This is a genomic window from Marinobacter salinus (genome assembly GCF_001854125.1).
GTDB lineage: Bacteria > Pseudomonadota > Gammaproteobacteria > Pseudomonadales > Oleiphilaceae > Marinobacter > Marinobacter salinus.
The window spans coordinates 439,463-458,275 of sequence record NZ_CP017715.1; the positions used below are offsets into that span (position 1 = coordinate 439,463).

At 56.9% G+C, this 18,813-nt stretch carries 15 protein-coding genes; 8 read left to right on the forward strand and 7 right to left on the reverse strand.

All coding sequences use genetic code 11. The annotated features are described in order from the left end of the window. The first annotated feature begins 15 nt into the window (after positions 1 to 15). The gene (gene trmH, locus BKP64_RS02100) at positions 16 to 711 is read left to right on the forward strand and encodes a tRNA (guanosine(18)-2'-O)-methyltransferase TrmH (protein WP_070973513.1); all 696 of its coding nucleotides are present in this window, start codon (positions 16 to 18) and stop codon (positions 709 to 711) included. Between the two features lie 3 nt (positions 712 to 714). On the opposite strand, the gene BKP64_RS02105 is transcribed toward trmH, so the two are convergent. The 4 genes from BKP64_RS02105 to BKP64_RS02120 form a co-directional block, all read right to left on the reverse strand. Beyond that, the gene (locus BKP64_RS02105; protein ID WP_070965369.1) at positions 715 to 1,731 is read right to left on the reverse strand and encodes a nucleoid-associated protein; all 1,017 of its coding nucleotides are present in this window, start codon (positions 1,729 to 1,731) and stop codon (positions 715 to 717) included. A 113-nt stretch (positions 1,732 to 1,844) separates the two neighbouring features. Continuing rightward, the gene (gene cysN / locus BKP64_RS02110) at positions 1,845 to 3,503 is read right to left on the reverse strand and encodes a sulfate adenylyltransferase subunit CysN (protein ID WP_070965372.1); all 1,659 of its coding nucleotides are present in this window, start codon (positions 3,501 to 3,503) and stop codon (positions 1,845 to 1,847) included. A 1-nt stretch (position 3,504) separates the two neighbouring features. Beyond that, positions 3,505 to 4,413, reverse strand: a complete 909-nt coding sequence (cysD, locus tag BKP64_RS02115; protein ID WP_070965375.1) for a sulfate adenylyltransferase subunit CysD — start codon at positions 4,411 to 4,413, stop codon at positions 3,505 to 3,507. A gap of 169 nt (positions 4,414 to 4,582) precedes the next feature. Next, complete coding sequence (locus BKP64_RS02120; protein ID WP_070973514.1) at positions 4,583 to 4,993, reverse strand: PilZ domain-containing protein; 411 nt, start codon at positions 4,991 to 4,993, stop codon at positions 4,583 to 4,585. 308 nt (positions 4,994 to 5,301) lie between these two features. On the opposite strand from BKP64_RS02120, the gene rimO reads away from it, so the two are divergent. After that, complete coding sequence (rimO, locus tag BKP64_RS02125) at positions 5,302 to 6,645, forward strand: 30S ribosomal protein S12 methylthiotransferase RimO (protein WP_070965378.1); 1,344 nt, start codon at positions 5,302 to 5,304, stop codon at positions 6,643 to 6,645. 213 nt (positions 6,646 to 6,858) lie between these two features. On the opposite strand, the gene gatB is transcribed toward rimO, so the two are convergent. Genes gatB through gatC form a run of 3 tightly spaced genes read right to left on the reverse strand, consistent with a single transcriptional unit; the run spans position 6,859 to position 10,110 of the window. Next, a complete protein-coding gene (gene gatB / locus BKP64_RS02130; protein WP_070965380.1) occupies positions 6,859 to 8,310 on the reverse strand; it encodes an Asp-tRNA(Asn)/Glu-tRNA(Gln) amidotransferase subunit GatB in 1,452 nt (483 codons plus the stop codon). A 22-nt stretch (positions 8,311 to 8,332) separates the two neighbouring features. Next, positions 8,333 to 9,790, reverse strand: coding sequence for an Asp-tRNA(Asn)/Glu-tRNA(Gln) amidotransferase subunit GatA (gatA, locus tag BKP64_RS02135; protein ID WP_070965383.1), 1,458 nt, complete (start codon positions 9,788 to 9,790; stop codon positions 8,333 to 8,335). 32 nt (positions 9,791 to 9,822) lie between these two features. Beyond that, positions 9,823 to 10,110 carry an Asp-tRNA(Asn)/Glu-tRNA(Gln) amidotransferase subunit GatC gene (gatC, locus tag BKP64_RS02140; RefSeq protein ID WP_070965386.1) on the reverse strand — a complete coding sequence of 96 codons (288 nt, stop codon included), beginning with the start codon at positions 10,108 to 10,110 and terminating at the stop codon, positions 9,823 to 9,825. A gap of 374 nt (positions 10,111 to 10,484) precedes the next feature. On the opposite strand from gatC, the gene BKP64_RS02145 reads away from it, so the two are divergent. The 6 genes from BKP64_RS02145 (at position 10,485) to BKP64_RS02170 (ending at position 18,802) form a co-directional block, all read left to right on the forward strand. After that, on the forward strand, positions 10,485 to 11,525 hold the full coding sequence (locus tag BKP64_RS02145) for a rod shape-determining protein (protein WP_070973515.1): 1,041 nt from the start codon (positions 10,485 to 10,487) through the stop codon (positions 11,523 to 11,525). A gap of 65 nt (positions 11,526 to 11,590) precedes the next feature. Next, positions 11,591 to 12,412: a rod shape-determining protein MreC gene (mreC, locus tag BKP64_RS02150; protein WP_099092546.1), complete on the forward strand. Its 822-nt coding sequence runs from the start codon at positions 11,591 to 11,593 to the stop codon at positions 12,410 to 12,412. A gap of 31 nt (positions 12,413 to 12,443) precedes the next feature. Continuing rightward, positions 12,444 to 12,920, forward strand: coding sequence for a rod shape-determining protein MreD (gene mreD, locus BKP64_RS02155; protein ID WP_070965388.1), 477 nt, complete (start codon positions 12,444 to 12,446; stop codon positions 12,918 to 12,920). A gap of 2 nt (positions 12,921 to 12,922) precedes the next feature. Next, positions 12,923 to 13,525, forward strand: a complete 603-nt coding sequence (locus BKP64_RS02160) for a Maf family protein (RefSeq protein WP_070965391.1) — start codon at positions 12,923 to 12,925, stop codon at positions 13,523 to 13,525. Further along, entirely contained in the window at positions 13,522 to 15,003 is a 1,482-nt protein-coding gene (gene rng, locus BKP64_RS02165) for a ribonuclease G (protein WP_070965394.1), read from the forward strand. Before BKP64_RS02160 ends, rng begins: the two co-directional genes overlap by 4 nt. Before the next feature lie 40 nt (positions 15,004 to 15,043). Next, positions 15,044 to 18,802, forward strand: a complete 3,759-nt coding sequence (locus tag BKP64_RS02170) for a YhdP family phospholipid transporter (RefSeq protein WP_070965399.1) — start codon at positions 15,044 to 15,046, stop codon at positions 18,800 to 18,802. Positions 18,803 to 18,813 lie beyond the last annotated feature (11 nt).

Genomic DNA, 18,813 nt, shown 5'->3' on the forward strand with positions numbered 1-18,813 from the left:
GAAACCTCAGACACCATGACCCCCGAACGCCTCGCCCGAATCAAACAAACCCTCAACACCAGGCAACCCGATCTCAGCGTCCTCACCGACCAGGTCCACAAACCCCGGAACCTCTCCGCCATCATCCGCTCCTGCGATGCCTTTGGGCTGGCAAACATGCACGTCGTCTGGCCAAAAGAAGGCTTCCGGGCCTTCAGGAAAACCGCGGGTGGCAGTTACAATTGGGTCACGACACACACCCATCGAACCATGGACGATGCCATCGACACCCTGAGAAAGCAGGGCCATAAGCTCTATGCTGCCCAGCTCTCTGACCGTGCGATTGATTTCCGGGAAGCGGATTTCACGGTGCCGTGCACAGTGATCCTGGGCAACGAGGTGGATGGGGTCAGTGCCGACGCCGCCGATCAGGCCGATGAACACATTGTAATCCCGATGATGGGGATGGTTGAGTCACTCAACGTCTCCGCTGCCTGTGCGATTATCCTGACGGAAGCCCAGCGTCAGAGGCAGCTGGCTGGCATGTTTGACCAGCGCAGGCTGTCAGACGACGAATACAACCGACTGCTGTTCTGCTGGTGCCAGCCGACAGTAAAGCGCTACTGCGACGACCGTAAACTGCCGTACCCGCCGATTGATCCGGAAACCGGCGAGTTAATCGACGGGGTGGGGTGGATGCAGGAAGTCCGAAAGCTCAGAGCCAACCCCTAAGTTTTAATCCTCACGAGCCTCGAGATACCGCTGCAACTGCTCCCGCAAGGCCTTGGGCAGTCGTGTGATGGTCAAAGCGTCTTTATCGCGGTCGTAATACACCGCCTGATTTACCAGATCCGAGGAAAAAGAAACACTCATGCCGCCTCCCGAACCGGCAATGCGGACGAGTTTCTTCACCTTGCGGTGATCCGGGTGGAGCACGCCGCTCTCCGGCATTTCTGTGGTTTTCGATGCGAAATCCTTGAACCGCTGGGGTTCGCTCTCGTCCAGATAACCGGAAAGCGCCTCGATTTCTACCGGCTCACCCAGAGCATGCTGCTCCTTGCAAAACTCATAGGCCTTGCTGCGCACTTCACCGGCCTTTTCCGGTTCCGACGACTTGGCAAACGCTTCCACGGCGTCCAGAAAGGTCGTCGTTTCCTTTTCGACATCCACCTGATTGGTAAAACCGCTCAACCGAATGAACAATTCGCCGGGTTCACCGGTGCCTCGCCCGTGAACGAGCGTCAGGTAGTTTTCGGCGGTGTTACCACTACGCCAGTCATCCAGTTCAATGCGCACGGCCAGGTTCAGCCGGGAGAGGCTCAGCACATCTGTGGCATCCAGAGCCTGGTTGCCATCAAAGCGCAATGCATTGTCGCTTTCCAGAATCAGCAGGTAGACCACGTCGGCATCCGCAAGAGCTTCGTGGACCATCATGAGGTGTCCCTGAAACTCTTCCTGGCAGCCGGTCAGCAGTTCCTGCCACTGGCCGAACAAACGATCAGTCATCGAGTCGAAGCTCTGTTTGTCTTCCAGGTAATCCTTGAGCCAGCTACTGAGGGGCGACTCGCCGATATCTTCCGAAAACCGACCGTATTTCTTGCCGGGTTTGCTGTTGAAAAGTCGCTTCATCTGCTTGTGCAGTGCTTCGTAATCGCCACCGGGTTCCTGCAGGGCTTCGCCGCTGACGAGGCGGGCAGGCTGGCCCGGCTGGTACTGGCTGGCAAAGGCTGTGCGTAGGTGTTTGATGGCCATAATCAGAAAATCCCAGGTTACAGAACGAAAAAGCCCTGAAGGTTAACTTCAGGGCTGGAGATTTTGCCACGGACAACCAAGACATTCACGGACAAAGCGAGATTTCGTGAACTTTAAACCCGCTTGGTGCGACCCAGTGATTGCATCAGTTCACTCACCGCAGACGGTATGTCCTGTTCATTGTCTGCAGTTACCCCGGCATTCGCCACGTCCGTCCCCAGGTTTACCGCAATCGCGATCAGCCCGTGGGCCGACAGCAGCTGGGCAGCGCGACGACGCTCATCGGCATCACCGGCGGTCTCTTCGCTGAGCACCACGGAGGTCTTGCCCTGGTCAAACAGAGCCCGCTCCAGGGCCAGAGCGAGGGCCGGTGCCTGCCGCCCGTTACAGGCAATAATTGCCGGCTTTTGGGCCAGTCGGCGCTCGCGCTCTTCGACAGAGACCGGATCAAGAGACTCTCCACTATCCGCGAGGCCGGATACCATGCCTGCACCAATAGTTACGTTCGTGAGCCTGTCAATCACGATGAAGCTGCCGGTCGCGTGGTTGCGCTGGTAGGCGTCAAAAGCGATTGGCTGGCTCAGGGTGAGTTCACACAGGCCGATCTCATTGAGTTGCAATGTTTCCGGGTTTGCCTGCTGCTCCAGTGTGTTGACGTCAGTCTGGTGGTGGATGGTTTTTACCGTGCCGGACGTAAAGGTGGGGCCAAGCTTGATGTCGTAGAGCCGCCCGGTTTCCAGGGGCGCATCGGTCATCCATACAATGTTTGCATTGAAGCGGTTGCCCACTTCCGGTTCGTCTTCAACCTTGACCAGCATGTCACCGCGGCTGATATCGATCTCGTCCGTCAGGGTCAGGGTGACAGCCTGATCGATGTAGGCTTCTTCAAGGTTACCGTCAAATGTAACGACTTCTTTAACCGTACTTGTACGACGTGAGGGCAGAGCCATCACCTGCTCGCCGGGGCGGATCGTGCCGGAAGCGATGGTGCCACAAAAACCCCGGAAGTTCAGGTCGGGGCGGGTGACATACTGGACCGGGAAACGGAAGTGTTCGAGGTTCTTGTCCCGGGATACTTCGACGGTTTCCAGGATGTCCATCAGCGGCTGGCCGGTAAACCAGGGTGTGCTCTCGCTCTTGTTAACGACGTTGTCGCCTTCCAGGGCCGAAATCGGCACGAAGCGAATGTCTTTCAGGCCAAGTTTGGCCGCAAACGCAAGGTATTCGTCCTTGATCTCGTTAAAGCGCACTTCGCTAAAATCCACCAGGTCCATCTTGTTGATGGCAACAACAATGTGGCGAATGCCAAGCAGTGAGGCAATGAAGGAGTGACGGCGAGTCTGTGTCAGAACGCCGTGACGGGCATCGATCATCAGGATGGCGACCTGAGCGGTTGAGGCGCCCGTGGCCATATTCCGTGTATATTGCTCGTGCCCCGGCGTATCGGCAATGATGAACTTACGCTTGTCGGTAGAGAAGTAGCGATAGGCTACGTCAATGGTGATGCCCTGCTCCCGCTCTGCCTGCAGGCCGTCCACGAGCAGTGCGAGGTCCAGTTTTTCACCGGTTGTGCCTACCTTGGCGCTATCGGTTTTCAGGCTTGCCATGTGATCTTCGTAGATCATTTTGGTGTCGTGCAGCAGGCGGCCGATAAGGGTACTCTTGCCGTCATCGACACTGCCGCAGGTGAGCAGGCGCAGCAGCTCTTTGTTTTCATGTTGCTTCAGGTAGGCCTGAATATCTTCAGCAATCAGATCGGACTGGTGTGACATCTTAGAAGTACCCTTCGCGCTTTTTCTGTTCCATGGAGCCTGCGGAGTCATGATCGATCACGCGGCCCTGGCGTTCGGAGCTGGTTGCCAGCAGCATTTCCTGAATAATCTCAGGCAGCGTATCGGCCTCGGATTCAATGGCACCGGTCAGTGGGTAACAGCCGAGGGTGCGGAAGCGGATAGACTTCATCATCGGTTTCTCGCCCTCTTTGAGGGGCATGCGGTCATCGTCCACCATGATCAGAGTGCCGTCGCGCTCAACGACTGGGCGTACCGCCGAGTAGTACAGGGGAACAATCTCGATGTTTTCCAGGTAGATGTACTGCCAGATGTCCAGTTCGGTCCAGTTGGACAGCGGGAACACGCGGATGCTCTCGCCCTTGTTTATTTTGCCGTTATAGATGTTCCAGAGTTCCGGGCGCTGATTCTTGGGGTCCCAGCGATGGTACTCATCCCGGAACGAGTAGACGCGTTCCTTGGCTCTGGATTTTTCTTCGTCACGGCGGGCACCACCGAAAGCGGCGTCAAACTTGTATTTGTCCAGAGCCTGTTTCAGTGCCTGGGTTTTCATCACGTCTGTGTGCTTGGCACTGCCGTGGGTAAAAGGCCCGATACCCTGCCTGATCCCGTCCTCATTCTTGTGAACGATAAGGTCAAGACCGTATTCCTTCACCTTGCGGTCCCGGAAATCGATCATTTCCCTGAACTTCCAGGTGGTATCCACATGCATGAGCGGAAACGGCGGTTTACCGGGATAGAAAGCCTTTCTGGCAAGGTGCAGCATGACGGCTGAGTCCTTGCCAATAGAGTAGAGCATGACCGGGTTATCGAACTCGGCTGCCACTTCCCGGATGATGTGGATGCTTTCCGCTTCCAGCTGTTTCAGGTGCGTGAGATTGTATGAGGTCATGGTAATCCGTTGCCGCCGTGCGGGCCTTGATGGCTGTGCGAATTGGATTACCCACTATAACAGAGGTGATAATGGTATAAGAAGCTTCAGCGCTAGAGTTTGAGGTTATAATAATATAGCGTCAGATTGTCCCCTGGGTAGCCCTGTTGCAGGAGTAGTGTTCCTGTCGTCAGAGCCGGTTCCGGGCGTCGGCAAGCAGTTTCCCGACATAGCGGTCAACATAATCAAAGCCGTTGCCTTCGAATTCCGCAAACTGGATGCCGAGCTGGAATTCATCGCGAGCAATTCGGCGCATATGGACAATGTTGCCGTCGGCGATTATGGAAACAGGCTGAGTGGCGACCACCGGTACGGAAAAGCTGGTCTTGACCGAAATCCAGTTGCCGGGAGCCGGTGCTTTGAGATCTGGAATGAGTGTTTTGACGGCTTCCTGATTGCAGGAGACCATCACTCCGGTTCGGGAGATGTTGGAGACCGAACAGGTCAGGCAGCAACCATCCGGTTTCTCGATGGTAATGTTGGTGGATACATCAACGCGCTGCTGGTTACGTAGGTTTGACTTTATCGCAACTGGTTTCATTTTGACTCTTCTGGCCCGGCTGGTTTCAAACGCGGCTGCCTTTCCCATAAATCCCTTCCAGAAAAAACACTTAAACGCGAAAAGTGTAGTTGGTTGCTTTCTAATCAGCAAGAAGCCTGTCGTCCATTGTGTCAGGTACTTAGGGCTCTTTCTGAACAAAGAGTCACAATTTCTGACATGGATCAGTATTTGTGACCTGCAACGAACGGGTAGCATTTGCTGCAGGTGGGCAGGCGACTGGTGTAAAATCATTCGCCTCATTCACTCGCGGGCGTCAATACGAGCTCCGGACAGCCAGTGCCGTTTCTATGACAGAAAAAAACCAGAACGCCAGTGCCTCCAACGGCAAAGTCGGATTTATCAGCCTTGGCTGCCCCAAGGCTCTCGTGGACTCCGAGCGAATTCTCACCCAGCTCCGCCAGGACGGCTACGATGTCGTGCCCACGTACGAGGACGCCGACATTGTTGTTGTTAATACCTGTGGCTTTATAGATGCGGCCAAGCAGGAGTCTCTCGACGCCATCGGCGAGGCAATCAGTGAAAACGGCAAAGTCATCGTGACCGGCTGCATGGGTGTTGAAGCAGAAAAGATCCGTGATACCCACCCGGGGGTTCTTGCGGTTTCCGGGCCTCATGCCTATGAAGACGTTGTAGGTGCCGTGCATCAGTTCGTGCCACCGAAAAGGCAACACGATCCGTTTACCGACCTGGTTCCACCACAGGGCGTGAAGCTTACCCCCCGGCATTATGCCTATCTGAAGATCTCGGAAGGCTGCAACCACCGCTGCACTTTCTGCATCATCCCCTCCATGCGCGGGGATCTGGTCAGTCGGCCAATTGGCGATGTCATGGACGAGGCCAGGCGGCTGGTGGATGCGGGCGTAAAAGAGCTGTTGGTAATCTCCCAGGACACGTCCGCGTACGGCGTGGATATCAAGTACCGTACTGGCTTCTGGCAGGGCCGGCCGCTGAAGACCAAAATGCAGTCCCTGTGTGAGGCTTTGGGTGAAATGGGCGTCTGGGTACGCCTGCACTATGTGTATCCTTATCCCCATGTAGACGACATCATCCCGTTGATGGCGGAAGGCAAGATCCTCCCCTACCTGGACATCCCGTTCCAGCACGCCAGCCCGAAAGTTCTCAAGGCCATGAAGCGCCCGGCCCACGATAGCAAAACGCTGGAGCGCATCCGGAAGTGGCGGGAGATCTGCCCCGAGCTGACCATTCGCTCCACATTTATTGTGGGTTTCCCGGGCGAAACCGAGGAAGACTTTCAATACCTGCTGGACTGGCTGGATGAGGCACAACTCGACCGCGTCGGGGCGTTCACCTACAGTGCGGTGGAAGGTGCCAAAGCCAACGAAATCGAAGGGGCCGTGCCGGAGGACGTGAAAGAAGAGCGCCTGGCGCGCTTCATGGCCAGGCAGGCTGAGATTTCAGCTGCCCGCTTGCAGGCTAAGATCGGCACAACTATTGACGTCTTGATTGACGAAGTCGATGAGGAAGGCGCAATCGGCCGCTCCAAGGCAGACGCACCGGAAATTGACGGCATGGTTTATCTGAACGAAGAAACTGACCTCGTGCCCGGCCAGATTGTTCAGGCTGTCGTTGAGCATGCTGATGAGCATGATCTTTGGGCCAGTTTGGTGTAAATGGCCTCTTGATCTTTTAGGTCTGGAGTTAACGCACAGCTGGGGGCCTTGGCAGGAAGGCTTCTCCCAAAAATGTTGGAGGCCAAGGATGGCCGGAAACAAGCGCACATGGACGTGCTCGTAGCGGTTTTTGGGAGAAGCCTTCCTGTCAAGGCCTCCCCCAACAACCAAGCCTAGGGCCGCAGCCAGAAGCCACGTCCCAAAGTCCGCGGGTTAACCCCCGAGCTTTTTAACCAGAATCTCGTTAAACAGCTTCGGATTGCCCTGGCCCTTGGAGGCCTTCATCAGTGGCCCCATAAAGCCGCCAAGCATCTTCTTGCGTTTCTTGGGGTCTTCCTCATTCTGGTATTGGGCGACCTGATCCGGCATGCCCGCCAGAACCTCATCCACCATTGCTTCCAGAGCGCCGGTGTCAGACACCTGCTTCAGACCCTTGGCATCGATGATGGCGTCGACCTTGTCGTTTTCGCCGGACCAAAGCGCTTCGAACACTTTCTTGGCGCCCGCGGATGAAATCGTATTGTCCGCGATGCGAACGACCAGGTCGCCGAGTTGAGCACCGGTGATCGGTGATTCGGAAACGGACTTCTCTTCCGCATTCAGGCGCGCAGAGAACTCGCCCTGGATCCAGTTGGCGGTCAGTTTGGCATCTTTGCCGTGGCTTACGGCCTCCTCAAAGAAGGCGGACAGCCTGGCGTCGCTGCTCAACAGGCTGGCATCGTAATCATTCAGGCCGTACTGCTCCGTGAACCTGGCTTTCCGAGCGTCCGGCAATTCCGGGAGGCGACTGCGGGCGTCCTCGATGAAAGTGTCATCGATTTCCACCGGAAGCAGGTCAGGGCAGGGGAAGTAACGGTAATCGTTGGCTTCTTCCTTGGTCCGCATGGAGCGGGATTCATCACGGTCCCCGTTGTACAGGCGGGTTTCCTGGGTGATGGTGCCGCCGTCTTCCAGAATGTCCATCTGCCGCTCAACTTCATGGGCGATAGCCTGCTCCATGAAGCGGAAGGAGTTCAGGTTCTTGGTTTCGGTGCGGGTGCCGAGAGTGTCAGAGCCTTTCGGTTTGAGGGAGATGTTTACGTCAAAGCGCATTGAGCCCTGAGACATGTCGCCGTCACAAATGCCCAATGAAATGACAAGGCTGTGCAGCTTCTTGGCGAAGGCGACAGCCTCTTCGGCGTTGGTCATGTCCGGCTCGGTGACGACTTCGATCAGCGGAGTGCCAGCCCGGTTCAGGTCGACACCGGTCATGCCGTGGAAGTCTTCGTGCAGGGACTTGCCTGCGTCCTCTTCCAGGTGGGCATGGTGGATGCGAACGCGTTTGGTCTCGCCCTTTGCCAGGTCAATGTCCACGTAACCCGGGCCAACAATCGGGCGCTCAAGCTGGGTGGTCTGATAGCCTTTTGGCAGGTCAGGGTAGAAGTAGTTTTTCCGCTCGAATACGGAGCGGCGCTCAATCTCGGCGTTTACCGCCAAGCCGAACATCACCGCGTAACGGAATGCTTGCTCATTGGGGACCGGCAGGGTGCCCGGCATGGCCAGGTCAACCGCATTGGCCTGGGTGTTGGGCTCGGCACCGTAAGCGGTACTGGAGCCTGAAAAAATCTTGGTTCGGGTAGCGAGCTGAACGTGAATTTCCAGCCCGATCACAATATCCCATTGCATGTGTAACTCTCCTCTATCGGGCTTATTGCGGTTCACGCTGGTGCCAGTCGGTCACCTGCTGGAATTGGTGTGCGGCATTGAGCAGGCGTGCTTCGGAGAAATAATCCCCGATGATTTGCAGGCCAACGGGCAGGCCGTCCACAAAGCCGGCCGGCACCGACATCGCCGGAATGCCGGCCAGATTAATGGCAATGGTAAAAACGTCTTCCAGATACATGGTGACCGGGTCGCTGGTCTTTTCGCCCTGGATAAACGCCGGAGAGGGCGTGGTCGGGCTCATCAGAACATCGACGTCTCTGAATGCATTGATGAAGTCCTGCTGGATCAGGCGGCGGACTTTCTGGGCCTTGAGGTAGTAGGCGTCGAAATAGCCGGCCGAAAGGGCATAGGTTCCCACGAGAATGCGCCGTTTTACTTCAGTGCCAAAGCCTTCGGCCCGTGTCCGGGTGTAAAGATCCATCAGGTCTTTTGGATCCTCGCAGCGGTAGCCATAACGAACGCCGTCGAAGCGCGACAGGTTGGCGGAAGCTTCGGCCGGGGCAATCACGTAATAGGCAGCAATGGCGAGCCTGGCGTTGGGCAGTGAGACTTCTTTCACTGTCGCGCCCAGCTTCTCGTATTCTTTCACCGCCGCGCGGACCTGTTCTTCCATCGCGGGGCTGAGCTCATCCGAGAAATATTCCTTTGGTAAGCCGATGCGCAGGCCTTTCAATGGCTCATTCAGCGTGGCGGTATAGTCCGGGACTTCGCGATCCAGAGACGTTGAGTCTTTTGGGTCAAAGCCCGCCATTACATTGAGCATCAGGGCGTTGTCTTCGGCTGTGCGCGCCATGGTACCGCCCTGATCCAGGCTGGACGCAAAGGCGATCATGCCGTAGCGGGAAACACGACCATAGGTTGGCTTGAGACCAGTAACGCCGCATAGCGCAGCCGGCTGGCGAATGGAGCCGCCGGTATCTGTTGCTGTAGCCGCGGGCACCAGCCGTGCCGCAACGGCCGTCGCGGAACCGCCGGACGAACCGCCGGGCACGCGTTTCTCGCCCTTACCCAGCCCCCACGGGTTGGTGACGGGGCCGAAATGGCTGGACTCATTAGAAGAGCCCATGGCGAACTCATCCATGTTGGTCTTGCCGAGACAGACGGCGCCGGCCTTTCGGAAATTTTCCGTGACAGTGGCGTTGTATGGCGGCACAAAGTTCTCAAGCATCTTCGAACCGCAGGTGGTTTTGACGCCGTTGGTACAGAAAATATCCTTGTGAGCGAATGGAATGCCGGTCCAGGGTGTGGCGTTGCCCGCGGCGCGAAGCTCGTCGGCCGATTTGGCGTCGGCCAGGGCCTGCTCTTCGGTCACCGTGATAAAACTGTTGTATTTGCTGTCTTCGCGCTTGATGCGGTCGAGGAACTGTTGCGCCAGCTCCACGCTCGAAATCTTGCCGCTTTCCAGTTCCCGGGAAAGCTCTGCTACGGATTTGTTATGCATGATACTTCCTGTTTACGTCGCTGGTCGTCAGATCACTCGATAACGCGGGGTACGAGATAGAGTCCATTCTCAGTGGCCGGAGCGATGGCCTGGAAAGCTTCCCGTTGATTGGTCTCGGTTATCTCGTCCGGGCGCAGGCGCTGAACCGCATTCAGCGGATGGGCCATGGGCTCGACGTTGTCGGTGTCGGCGGCGCTGAGCTGGTCTACCAGATCCAGAATGTTGCCCAGGTCGCTTTCCAGAGCCGAAACTTGCTCATCGTCCACACGAATGCGGGCGAGCACAGCGACTTTCTCAATGTCCTCACGGGAAATGGTCACGCATTGCCTCCCAGATAAATGAAATGTCGTTAATAAAGTGTAGGAATAAATGACGGCTATTCTGAGCTACGGGGGCGTTCGGAGAGTTCTTTTCAAAACTGTTGAGGGCCATGGACGGCCCGAAACAAGCGCACAGGGACGTGCTCGTAGCGTGTTTTGAAAAGAACTCTCCGAACGGCCCTTCACCCAAGCCAAAAAATAAAGTGTGTATGGTAACAGATTCGAACAATCGCGGGAGGCCCCAGCCCATAAGGTAAATGTGTGAACGGTAAGGCGCGAGGCCCGTTCGCGCCTTGCCTGCAGGGGTGCTCACTGCTAAAGTTGCCGCATCTTTTCTTTGCGACTGCAACTCTCAGGTTGAAACTACACGAATGTTGATAAAAAGACTCCGAGGCTTATTCTCCAGCGACCTGTCCATCGACCTGGGCACCGCAAACACCCTTATATATGTGCGTGAACGCGGCATTGTTCTGAACGAGCCTTCCGTTGTGGCCATCCGCACCAGCGGTTCCCAAAAAATGGTTGCCGCCGTCGGCGCAGAAGCCAAACGTATGCTGGGCCGTACCCCTGGCAACATCACCGCCATCCGCCCCATGAAGGATGGTGTGATTGCAGACTTCGTCGTCACCGAAAAAATGCTTCAGCATTTTATCCATAAGGTGCACGAAAACAGCTTCATTACCCCGAGCCCCCGGGTATTGGTCTGCGTGCCGAGCAAATCGACCCAGGTTGAGCGTAAGGCCATTCGCGAATCCGCTCTGGGCGCCGGCGCACGGGAAGTTTTCCTGATTGAAGAGCCCATGGCAGCGGCCATTGGTGCCGGCCTGCCGGTGGAAGAAGCCAGCGGCTCCATGATCGTGGATATCGGCGGTGGTACTACCGAAATCGCGATCATTTCCCTGAACGGCATCGTTTATGCGGAGTCGGTCAGAGTGGGCGGCGACAAATTCGATGAAGCCATTGTGACCTACGTGCGCCGTAACTACGGAAGCCTGATCGGTGATTCCACCGCAGAACGTATCAAGCATGAAATCGGCTGTGCCTACGAAGGTCTCGAAATTCGTGAAATCGACGTGCGCGGCCGCAACCTGGCTGAAGGTGTTCCCCGGGCCTTTACCCTGAACAGTGAAGAAATCCTTGATGCATTGCAGGAGTCCCTGGCGCAGATCGTTCAGACTGTGAAAAGTGCCCTGGAACAGTCCCCGCCTGAACTGGCCTCTGACATTGCCGAGCGCGGTATCGTGCTGACCGGAGGCGGTGCGCTGCTGCGCGGCCTGGACAAGCTGATCAGTGAAGAAACCGGCCTTCCGGTTATCATCGCGGAAGACCCGCTGACCTGTGTTGCTCGCGGCGGTGGCAAGGCGCTGGAAGTGATTGATCGGGGTGGTATTGGAATGTTCTCCCAGGAGGGATAGTCCTGTGGGGAGGGTTCGCTATTAAGACCATCTTTGTCGAGGGGCCGGTTCCCGGCTTCAGACTAATGCTTATTGTTCTCGTATCGGCAGCCCTGGTGGTTGCCGATGCGCGTTTCGATAGGCTATATCAGGTTCGGAGCGCTATTGCGACCGGCCTGGCGCCTGTGTACTGGCTGGGTAACGCGCCCTATCAGTTCAGCGACTGGGTTGCAGGGCTGTTCGTCAACAAAGAAGACCTCCAGCAGGAAAATGAGGACCTCAAGGCCCGGCTCCTGATTCTGGAGCGGCGTGCACTCAAATATGCGGCCCTTGCATCAGAGAACAACGAACTGCGCCGGCTGATGAATTCCTCGGAAGTGCTGGATGACCGCGTTATCGTTGGTGAAGTGGTCGGGGTCTCGCCCGATCCTTTCTCCCACGAAATTATCATCAATAAAGGCCAGCGTGACGGCCTTTTCAATGGACAGGCCGTCCTTGATGCCCATGGTTTGATGGGGCAGGTGGTGCAGACCAGTCAGATTACCTCCCGGATACTCCTGGTCTCGGACAGCAGCCATGCAGTACCGGTCGAGGTAGTGCGGAATGGTCTACGGGCGATACTCCTGGGAACAGGCGATACCAACACTCTGGATCTTGTTCACGTTCCTGATACCGCTGATATTCGCGAAGGCGATCTGTTGGTGAGCTCGGGGCTTGGCGAGCGTTTTCCCCGTGGTTACCCGGTGGCGGAGGTCAGTCGTATCAGTAAGGAGCCCGGCGAGCCCTTCGTGTCGATTCAGGCAGCTCCAAAGGCCGAGTTGAACCAGAGCCGACTGGTTCTGGTGGTATTCCCCCCGAAGGCGCAGCGTCACCGCAAAGCAGTGTGGGAGAGGAGACTCCTGCAGTAGATACAGATCCGGACCGGGGAGGTGCTGACTGATGTTATCCGTTATCAGCTACCCGGTGTTTGTGTTTTCGGTGATTGTCTCCCTTGTATTAAGCATTTCCCTGTTCCCTGTCGGCTGGTTTGAGTTTCGTCCCGAGTGGCTGGGGCTGGTGGTTTTTTACTGGACTTTCCGTGCGCCCGCCCAGTTCGGCATTATCCTGGCCTGGTGCCTCGGCCTGCTGCTGGACGTTCTGGAAGCCACTCCCCTCGGTGTGAATGCGCTGGCGATGGGATTGATCGCCTTCCTTGTGCTGACGATTCATCAGCGTTTGCGCATGTACCCCATGCCGCAGCAATGCTTGATGGTGTTTCTGCTGCTCGGTATCAATCAAATGCTTGTTCACTTCATCAAACAGATGCTGGGTGGCGAGGACGCTGGATTCAGCTATCTGTGGCCAGCCCTGACCAGCGCGGCAGCCTGGCCGGTGTTCTGCATCCTGCTGGATAATATAAACCGTAAGCTGGGCTAGTCATGGCACTCATTATTCTCGCTTCGGCTTCTCCCCGGCGATCCGAATTGTTGCAGCAAATCGGCGTATCCTTCAGGGTGCAGCCTGCAGACGTAGACGAAACGCCTGAAACCGGAGAAACGCCAGAGCACTATGTGGAGCGTCTCGCCCGTGAGAAGGCGCTAGCGGTGGCTGCAGTGGCACCGGAGGCTCTGGTTCTCGGCTCTGATACTTCGGTCGTGCTCAACGGAGTCATTCTGGGCAAGCCAGCCTGTGCAGACGACGCAATTGCGACACTCCGGGAACTGTCGGGCGCCACCCACCAGGTAATGACGGCGGTCGCCATGGCCAGGGGCTCCCGATGTGAATCCCGGCTGGCTATCAGCGATGTCAGCTTTCGGGAGTTATCGAATGACGAGATCGCAGCCTATGTGGCCAGCGGTGAGCCTATGGACAAGGCCGGAAGTTATGGAATTCAGGGCCTTGGTGGTATTTTTGTCAGGGAACTAAGGGGCAGTTACAGTGCTGTCGTAGGGCTGCCACTTCAGGAAACGTCAGCCCTGTTGGCAGATGCCGGGTATCCGGTCTGGAGAAACTGGCCGAGCAGTCTGGAGAGCGGAACATGAGCGAAGAAATCCTGATCAATGTGACGCCGGTTGAAACCCGCGTTGCGCTGGTTGAAAACGGTATGCTGCAGGAAGCCTACATTGAACGTACCAGTCGCAAGGGGATAGTTGGAAACATCTACAAAGGGAAAGTAGTCCGGGTGCTTCCAGGCATGGAAGCGGCGTTTGTCGATATCGGTCTGGAGCGGGCAGCCTTCATTCATGCATCGGATGTGGTCCCGAGTCAGTCCAATGGCGATGACGTCAACGAGGCGCCGAAAACCGTGCCGGATATCCGGACCCTGCTGCGGGAAGGCCAGTCTCTTGTGGTCCAGGTAACCAAGGATCCGATCGGCACAAAGGGTGCCCGGTTGACTACCCAGCTTTCGATACCTTCCCGTTACCTTGTTTTTATGCCCGGCGTCAGTCACGTCGGAATATCCCAGCGAATCGAGGATGATACCGAGCGGGCTCGTTTGAAGGGTCTGGTTGAGGAGGCGGCGGCGAAAGAAACCGACGTGCAGGGCGGGTATATTATCCGGACAGCTGCAGAAGCCGCGTCGCCGGAGGAGCTGATCGGGGACATGACCTACCTGCACCGTCTGAGCCAGTCGATTCATGAGCGCATTTCCCGGGTTCAGGCGCCTTCCGTTATCTATCAGGATCTGCCGCTGTTCATCCGGACCATCCGTGACCTGATTCGCCCCCAGACGGAAAAGGTCAGGATTGACAGCCGTGAGAGTCATCAGCGGGTCATGGAGTTTGTTGAAGAGTTCGTTACGGAGTTTGCCGACAAGGTGGAATATTACCCGGGCGAGCGGCCGATCTTCGACCTATACTCGGTAGAAGATGAGATCCAGAAAGCGCTCAGTCGCAAGGTCCAGTTGAAGTCCGGTGGGTATGTCATCATTGACCAGACCGAGGCAATGACAACCATCGATATCAATACCGGTGGTTTTGTCGGGCACCGGAACCTGGAAGAAACTATTTTCAAGACCAACCTTGAGGCCGCCCGGGCTATCAGTCGTCAGCTGCGCCTGCGGAACCTTGGCGGCATCATTATTATCGACTTCATCGACATGGAAGATCCGGAGCATCAGCGACAGGTGCACCGAATGCTGGAGAAGATGCTGGAACGGGACCACGCGAAAACCAAAATCACCGGAGTTTCCGAGCTTGGTCTGGTCGAAATGACCCGAAAACGCACCACCGAGAGCCTCGGTCAGGTGCTCTGTGAGCCCTGTCCGATCTGTGATGGGCGTGGCTTCCTGAAAACCAGTGAAACCGTGTGTTATGAGATCTTCCGGGAAATTCTCCGGGTGAACCGTGCCTATGACGCTGAAAACTATCTGGTGATGGCGTCGCAAAGCGTGGTCGACCGCCTGCTGGATGAAGAGTCTGACAACGTGGCCGACCTGGAAACCTTCATCAGCAAGACCATCCGCTTTCAGGTGGAGCCGTTCTACAGCCAGGAGCAGTATGATGTCGTTCTTCTCTGATGAGGGGACTGACTGCCGGCGATGGGAGTAAGCCAGCCTGATGTCTTCCGCCGATCGCGAGCCGCCCCTGCCGGATAACTACCCCGAGAGCTCGCCGGTAAGACTGGCAGCCCGGGTCTCCAGTCTCGTCTGGTGGATGCTTCTCGTTATTCTTCTGTTGTTCGCGTTATACGCGGGTTTAGGGCGTCAGCTCACCCGTAACGTGGATGCGTTCACCGATGATCTGGCCCGGGAACTGTCAGCACGTATTGGCCATGACGTTTCCATTGGCAGTCTGTCCTCCCGGTGGATCTGGCTGGATCCTTCTTTCACCGCACGCGAGATTGCCGTCTCCAACCGGGATTCAGGCATGGAAATCGCCCGCCTTGAGCACTTGCGCATCCGGTTTGATTTCCTGTCGTCACTGATGCGACAGCGGGTCGTGTTTGAGGATTTCGAAGCGGATGGGCTTGAGCTGACGCTCAACCAGTCCGAGGCGGGGAAGGTCAAAGTCCGGGGCGCTGAACTTCCGGAGCCGGTTAACAACCGTCTGAAGGAGTGGCTGGAGCTGGCGGGGACAGTTCTGTCGGAACCTTATGTCAAAATCACGCGCTTCAGCCTGGGGATAAGGGATAACAAGGGACACCTGCGTCACCTGGATATCCCTCAGCTGGATCTGGTGTACCGGCAGGGACTGTTTCGCGCTTCCGGTCGGGCCATGCAATCCGGAACGACCCAGCAACTGGCCAACTTCAGCCTGGTTGGCCAGCATTTCTTCCGGGGCGATTTTACCGGTCAGCTTTATCTGGGCGTGGACTCGGGCCGGCTTTTTGATGGCCTTATAGACGAGTATCAGTGGCGGGACATTCGTGTTGAGGGGTTCGACCTCGGGGGCGAGGGCTGGCTGACCTTCCGGGACGGCATGCTGCAACAGGTCAGTGGCACGGTAAAGACACCCTACCTGCAGTTGGGAGTCGGCAATGAATCCCTGGCACCCCTTGAAAACATTCGCGCGCGGTTTGGCTGGCGCCGGCACCCGGACGCCCTGTCGGAGGTCGGTCCGTCGGCACTGGGCCGCCCAGGCGGCCCGGGTGAGTGGCACCTCCAACAACTTCAGTGGACATGGAACGGCGATGATGTGCCGCCATTCAGTCTGCGCCTCAAACCCGAGGGCCCGGGGCTTACCGTTATTGCAGATGCCTTGCCTCTCAGCCCACTGCGCAGGCTTGCTTCTCTGCTGCCACTTCTTCCCGAGCGGGCCAGAGCTGCTCTTGAAAACTATCGTCCAGGAGGATTTCTGGACCGCATGGAACTGAGTATCCCGGATTCATCCGCTAAAGGCTTTGAGTTCACGGGGCGTCTCCGCGATGTGGGTGTGATGGCTCACAGGGGAGCGCCAAGTGTGTCTGGGCTGTTCGGCTCGGTGTATCTCAATCAGGACTCCGGTTATGTCCGGGTGAAGGCCGGGGAGCAGCCGGTGGGCCTTGGTTTCCCTCAACTCTTCCGGGCAGGCTGGTCATTCTCCGAGGTTGATGCTCTGGTTGCCTGGCAGCTGGATGGTCCTGTCACCCGAGTCTATTCCGACGATATTCGCATGGTGTACAACAGCGACACCATTCTTGACGGCGGTTTCGATCTGAAGCTGGACAAAAACGGAGAGGATAACCTGGGGCTGCGGGTCGGTCTTGAGAACGCAAGCGCCAATATGCTGGCAGATTTCGTTCCGAACAAGGCCGTCAGCCCCGTGCTCTATAACTGGCTGACAACGGCAATCAAAGAGGCCTCAATTACCTCAGGCATGTATTACGGCCATGGTCAGGTTGGTTTCGGGGCACCCAGAGGGTCCTTTGTGTCCTCTATGTGGTACGAGTTCGAGAATGCCACTGTTGCCTACGACGAGCGCTGGCCGGAAGTGTCAGGCGCGAGTGGACGGGTGGTCGTAAACAACGGCGATACTCGAGTGACGCTGGACAAAGCCGAAACAGGTGGGGTTACACTCGCACCCAGTACCGTGCGGGTTGTTCCTGGCAGCGCTGGAGCGGTGGTGTTGGTAGACGCTGCTGCCGAGGTTCCGGGAGAGGCCGTTGGGTTCTGGATGAACAACAGTCCCCTGGGGGAGTTGGCGGGATCAGAAGCCAGGACGCTCGAGTATGATGGTCAGTATCAACTGGGTCTTGGGATAGAACTGCCATTAGGTTCGGACCAAGCACCGGTGGTAGAGGCCCATGTCACGGCTTCCGGCGGCACTGTCAGCTATCCGCCGGCTGACCTGAGCTGGAGTAATATCACCGGGGATCTGACTTATCACACCGTTGACGGCTTCTCCGGAGGGCCAATGCAGGCGCGGTTCTTTGGCGAGCCTGTGAGCATCAGCCTGAGTCGCAGTAAAGCGGGTGACGCGCTCGCCATTCGCCAATCCGGACAGCTGGCTATTCCGGAGATACTGGCAAAGGCGGGTCTGGCTTCCGACCGGAGCTTCGGCATGAGCGGATCCCTTTCCTACACCGCCGGTCTGGATGTGGGTGCCGAGAGTACCTCTGGAATAAGGGTGCGATCCGACCTGAAAGGGGTCGTTCTTGACTGGCCTCAGACGCTTGCAAAGACGGCGACCGAGTCAGCACCGTTGGAGGCCCTGGTTGATCCCGGCGCGGAGGGCGGCATTTCCATTCGGGGAGACTGGGAAAATCGCATGGCCTTTGACCTGCTCTGGAAGGAAACCGGCTTCGACCTGACGGTTGGCCATCTATACCTGGGCAGTCACACCCTGAATGATATCCAGATCAACGCCCTTGATCTGGGTGACCGTTGGGTGGTTGAAACCCGGTCCGAGCGTGCCGTTGGGCGGATGGCCGTACCCGTCGATGGTGGCAGGGTTGCCGCGGATTTCGAGGTTGTCAGACTTGTCCGTAATGACGAAGCGCGAAGCGAGGCACCAGAATTGCTGACCCTGGAAGAGCAGCTTGAAGCATTCAGGTCTCTGGATATGGGGGGCTGGCCTGATGTTGACGTAAGCATCAACGAACTTCAATTGAACGACGAAACCCTGGGAAGATGGACGTTTACGTTGCGCCCTGAGCCATACATGTTAAAGGTAAGCAGTATTGAGGGCCGGCTCAGCTCCCTGACGCTGCTTGGTGATATGACCTGGAGTATTGTGGATAACCGGGAGGTAAGCCGGTTTGCCGGCTCGGTCACCGGTGGCGCTCTGGCAGACCTCAGTAAACTGTTTGGAACTCAGATCCCCCTGACCAATAAAGCCACCAATATTGAGCTGGATCTGGATTGGCCCGGCCGACCTGATGAATTTTCGCTGCGGGACCTCAGTGGTTCGGTCAGTCTCCGGCTGGATGACGGTATTATCCTGGAGCAGAACAACACCGCTCAATTGTTTCGTTTTTTCAATCTGTTGAACGCCGATACCCTGTGGCGGCGCCTGAAGCTCGATTTTTCGGACCTTTATGAGCGGGGAGTTGCGTTTGATGCCATTTCCGGCAAAGCACAGATTGTTGAAGGGTTGGTAACACTGGCCCCGGAACTCCAGATCGTGGGCCCATCGGGCGCGTTCAAGCTCAGTGGCACGACAGACATCCCCGGTGAAACGCTGGATATGCGCCTGGTGGTCGTTCTGCCGCTGACCCAGAATCTGCCGTTGGCCGCGTTGTTAATGGGTGCCAGTGCCCCCATAGGTGGGGCATTATTTGTTCTGGACAAGATTCTGGGAGATCCTCTCAGCAAGCTGACCAGTGCCAGCTATAGTGTGACCGGCACCTGGAGCGATCCGCTGGTAGACCTGAAGCAGGTATTTGATAACGGCAAATAGCAGGAGCTGCT

What these genes read in the sequence shown, in the direction of transcription:
- trmH (WP_070973513.1), top strand. Translation starts at nt 16, where the DNA reads ATGACCCCCGAACGCCTCGCCCGAATCAAACAAACCCTCAACACCAGG.
- BKP64_RS02105 (WP_070965369.1), bottom strand. Translation starts at nt 1,731, where the DNA reads ATGGCCATCAAACACCTACGCACAGCCTTTGCCAGCCAGTACCAGCCG.
- cysN (WP_070965372.1), bottom strand. Translation starts at nt 3,503, where the DNA reads ATGTCACACCAGTCCGATCTGATTGCTGAAGATATTCAGGCCTACCTG.
- cysD (WP_070965375.1), bottom strand. Translation starts at nt 4,413, where the DNA reads ATGACCTCATACAATCTCACGCACCTGAAACAGCTGGAAGCGGAAAGC.
- BKP64_RS02120 (WP_070973514.1), bottom strand. Translation starts at nt 4,993, where the DNA reads ATGAAACCAGTTGCGATAAAGTCAAACCTACGTAACCAGCAGCGCGTT.
- rimO (WP_070965378.1), top strand. Translation starts at nt 5,302, where the DNA reads ATGACAGAAAAAAACCAGAACGCCAGTGCCTCCAACGGCAAAGTCGGA.
- gatB (WP_070965380.1), bottom strand. Translation starts at nt 8,310, where the DNA reads ATGCAATGGGATATTGTGATCGGGCTGGAAATTCACGTTCAGCTCGCT.
- gatA (WP_070965383.1), bottom strand. Translation starts at nt 9,790, where the DNA reads ATGCATAACAAATCCGTAGCAGAGCTTTCCCGGGAACTGGAAAGCGGC.
- mreC (WP_099092546.1), top strand. Translation starts at nt 11,591, where the DNA reads ATGCTTATTGTTCTCGTATCGGCAGCCCTGGTGGTTGCCGATGCGCGT.
- mreD (WP_070965388.1), top strand. Translation starts at nt 12,444, where the DNA reads ATGTTATCCGTTATCAGCTACCCGGTGTTTGTGTTTTCGGTGATTGTC.
- BKP64_RS02160 (WP_070965391.1), top strand. Translation starts at nt 12,923, where the DNA reads ATGGCACTCATTATTCTCGCTTCGGCTTCTCCCCGGCGATCCGAATTG.
- rng (WP_070965394.1), top strand. Translation starts at nt 13,522, where the DNA reads ATGAGCGAAGAAATCCTGATCAATGTGACGCCGGTTGAAACCCGCGTT.
- BKP64_RS02170 (WP_070965399.1), top strand. Translation starts at nt 15,044, where the DNA reads ATGTCTTCCGCCGATCGCGAGCCGCCCCTGCCGGATAACTACCCCGAG.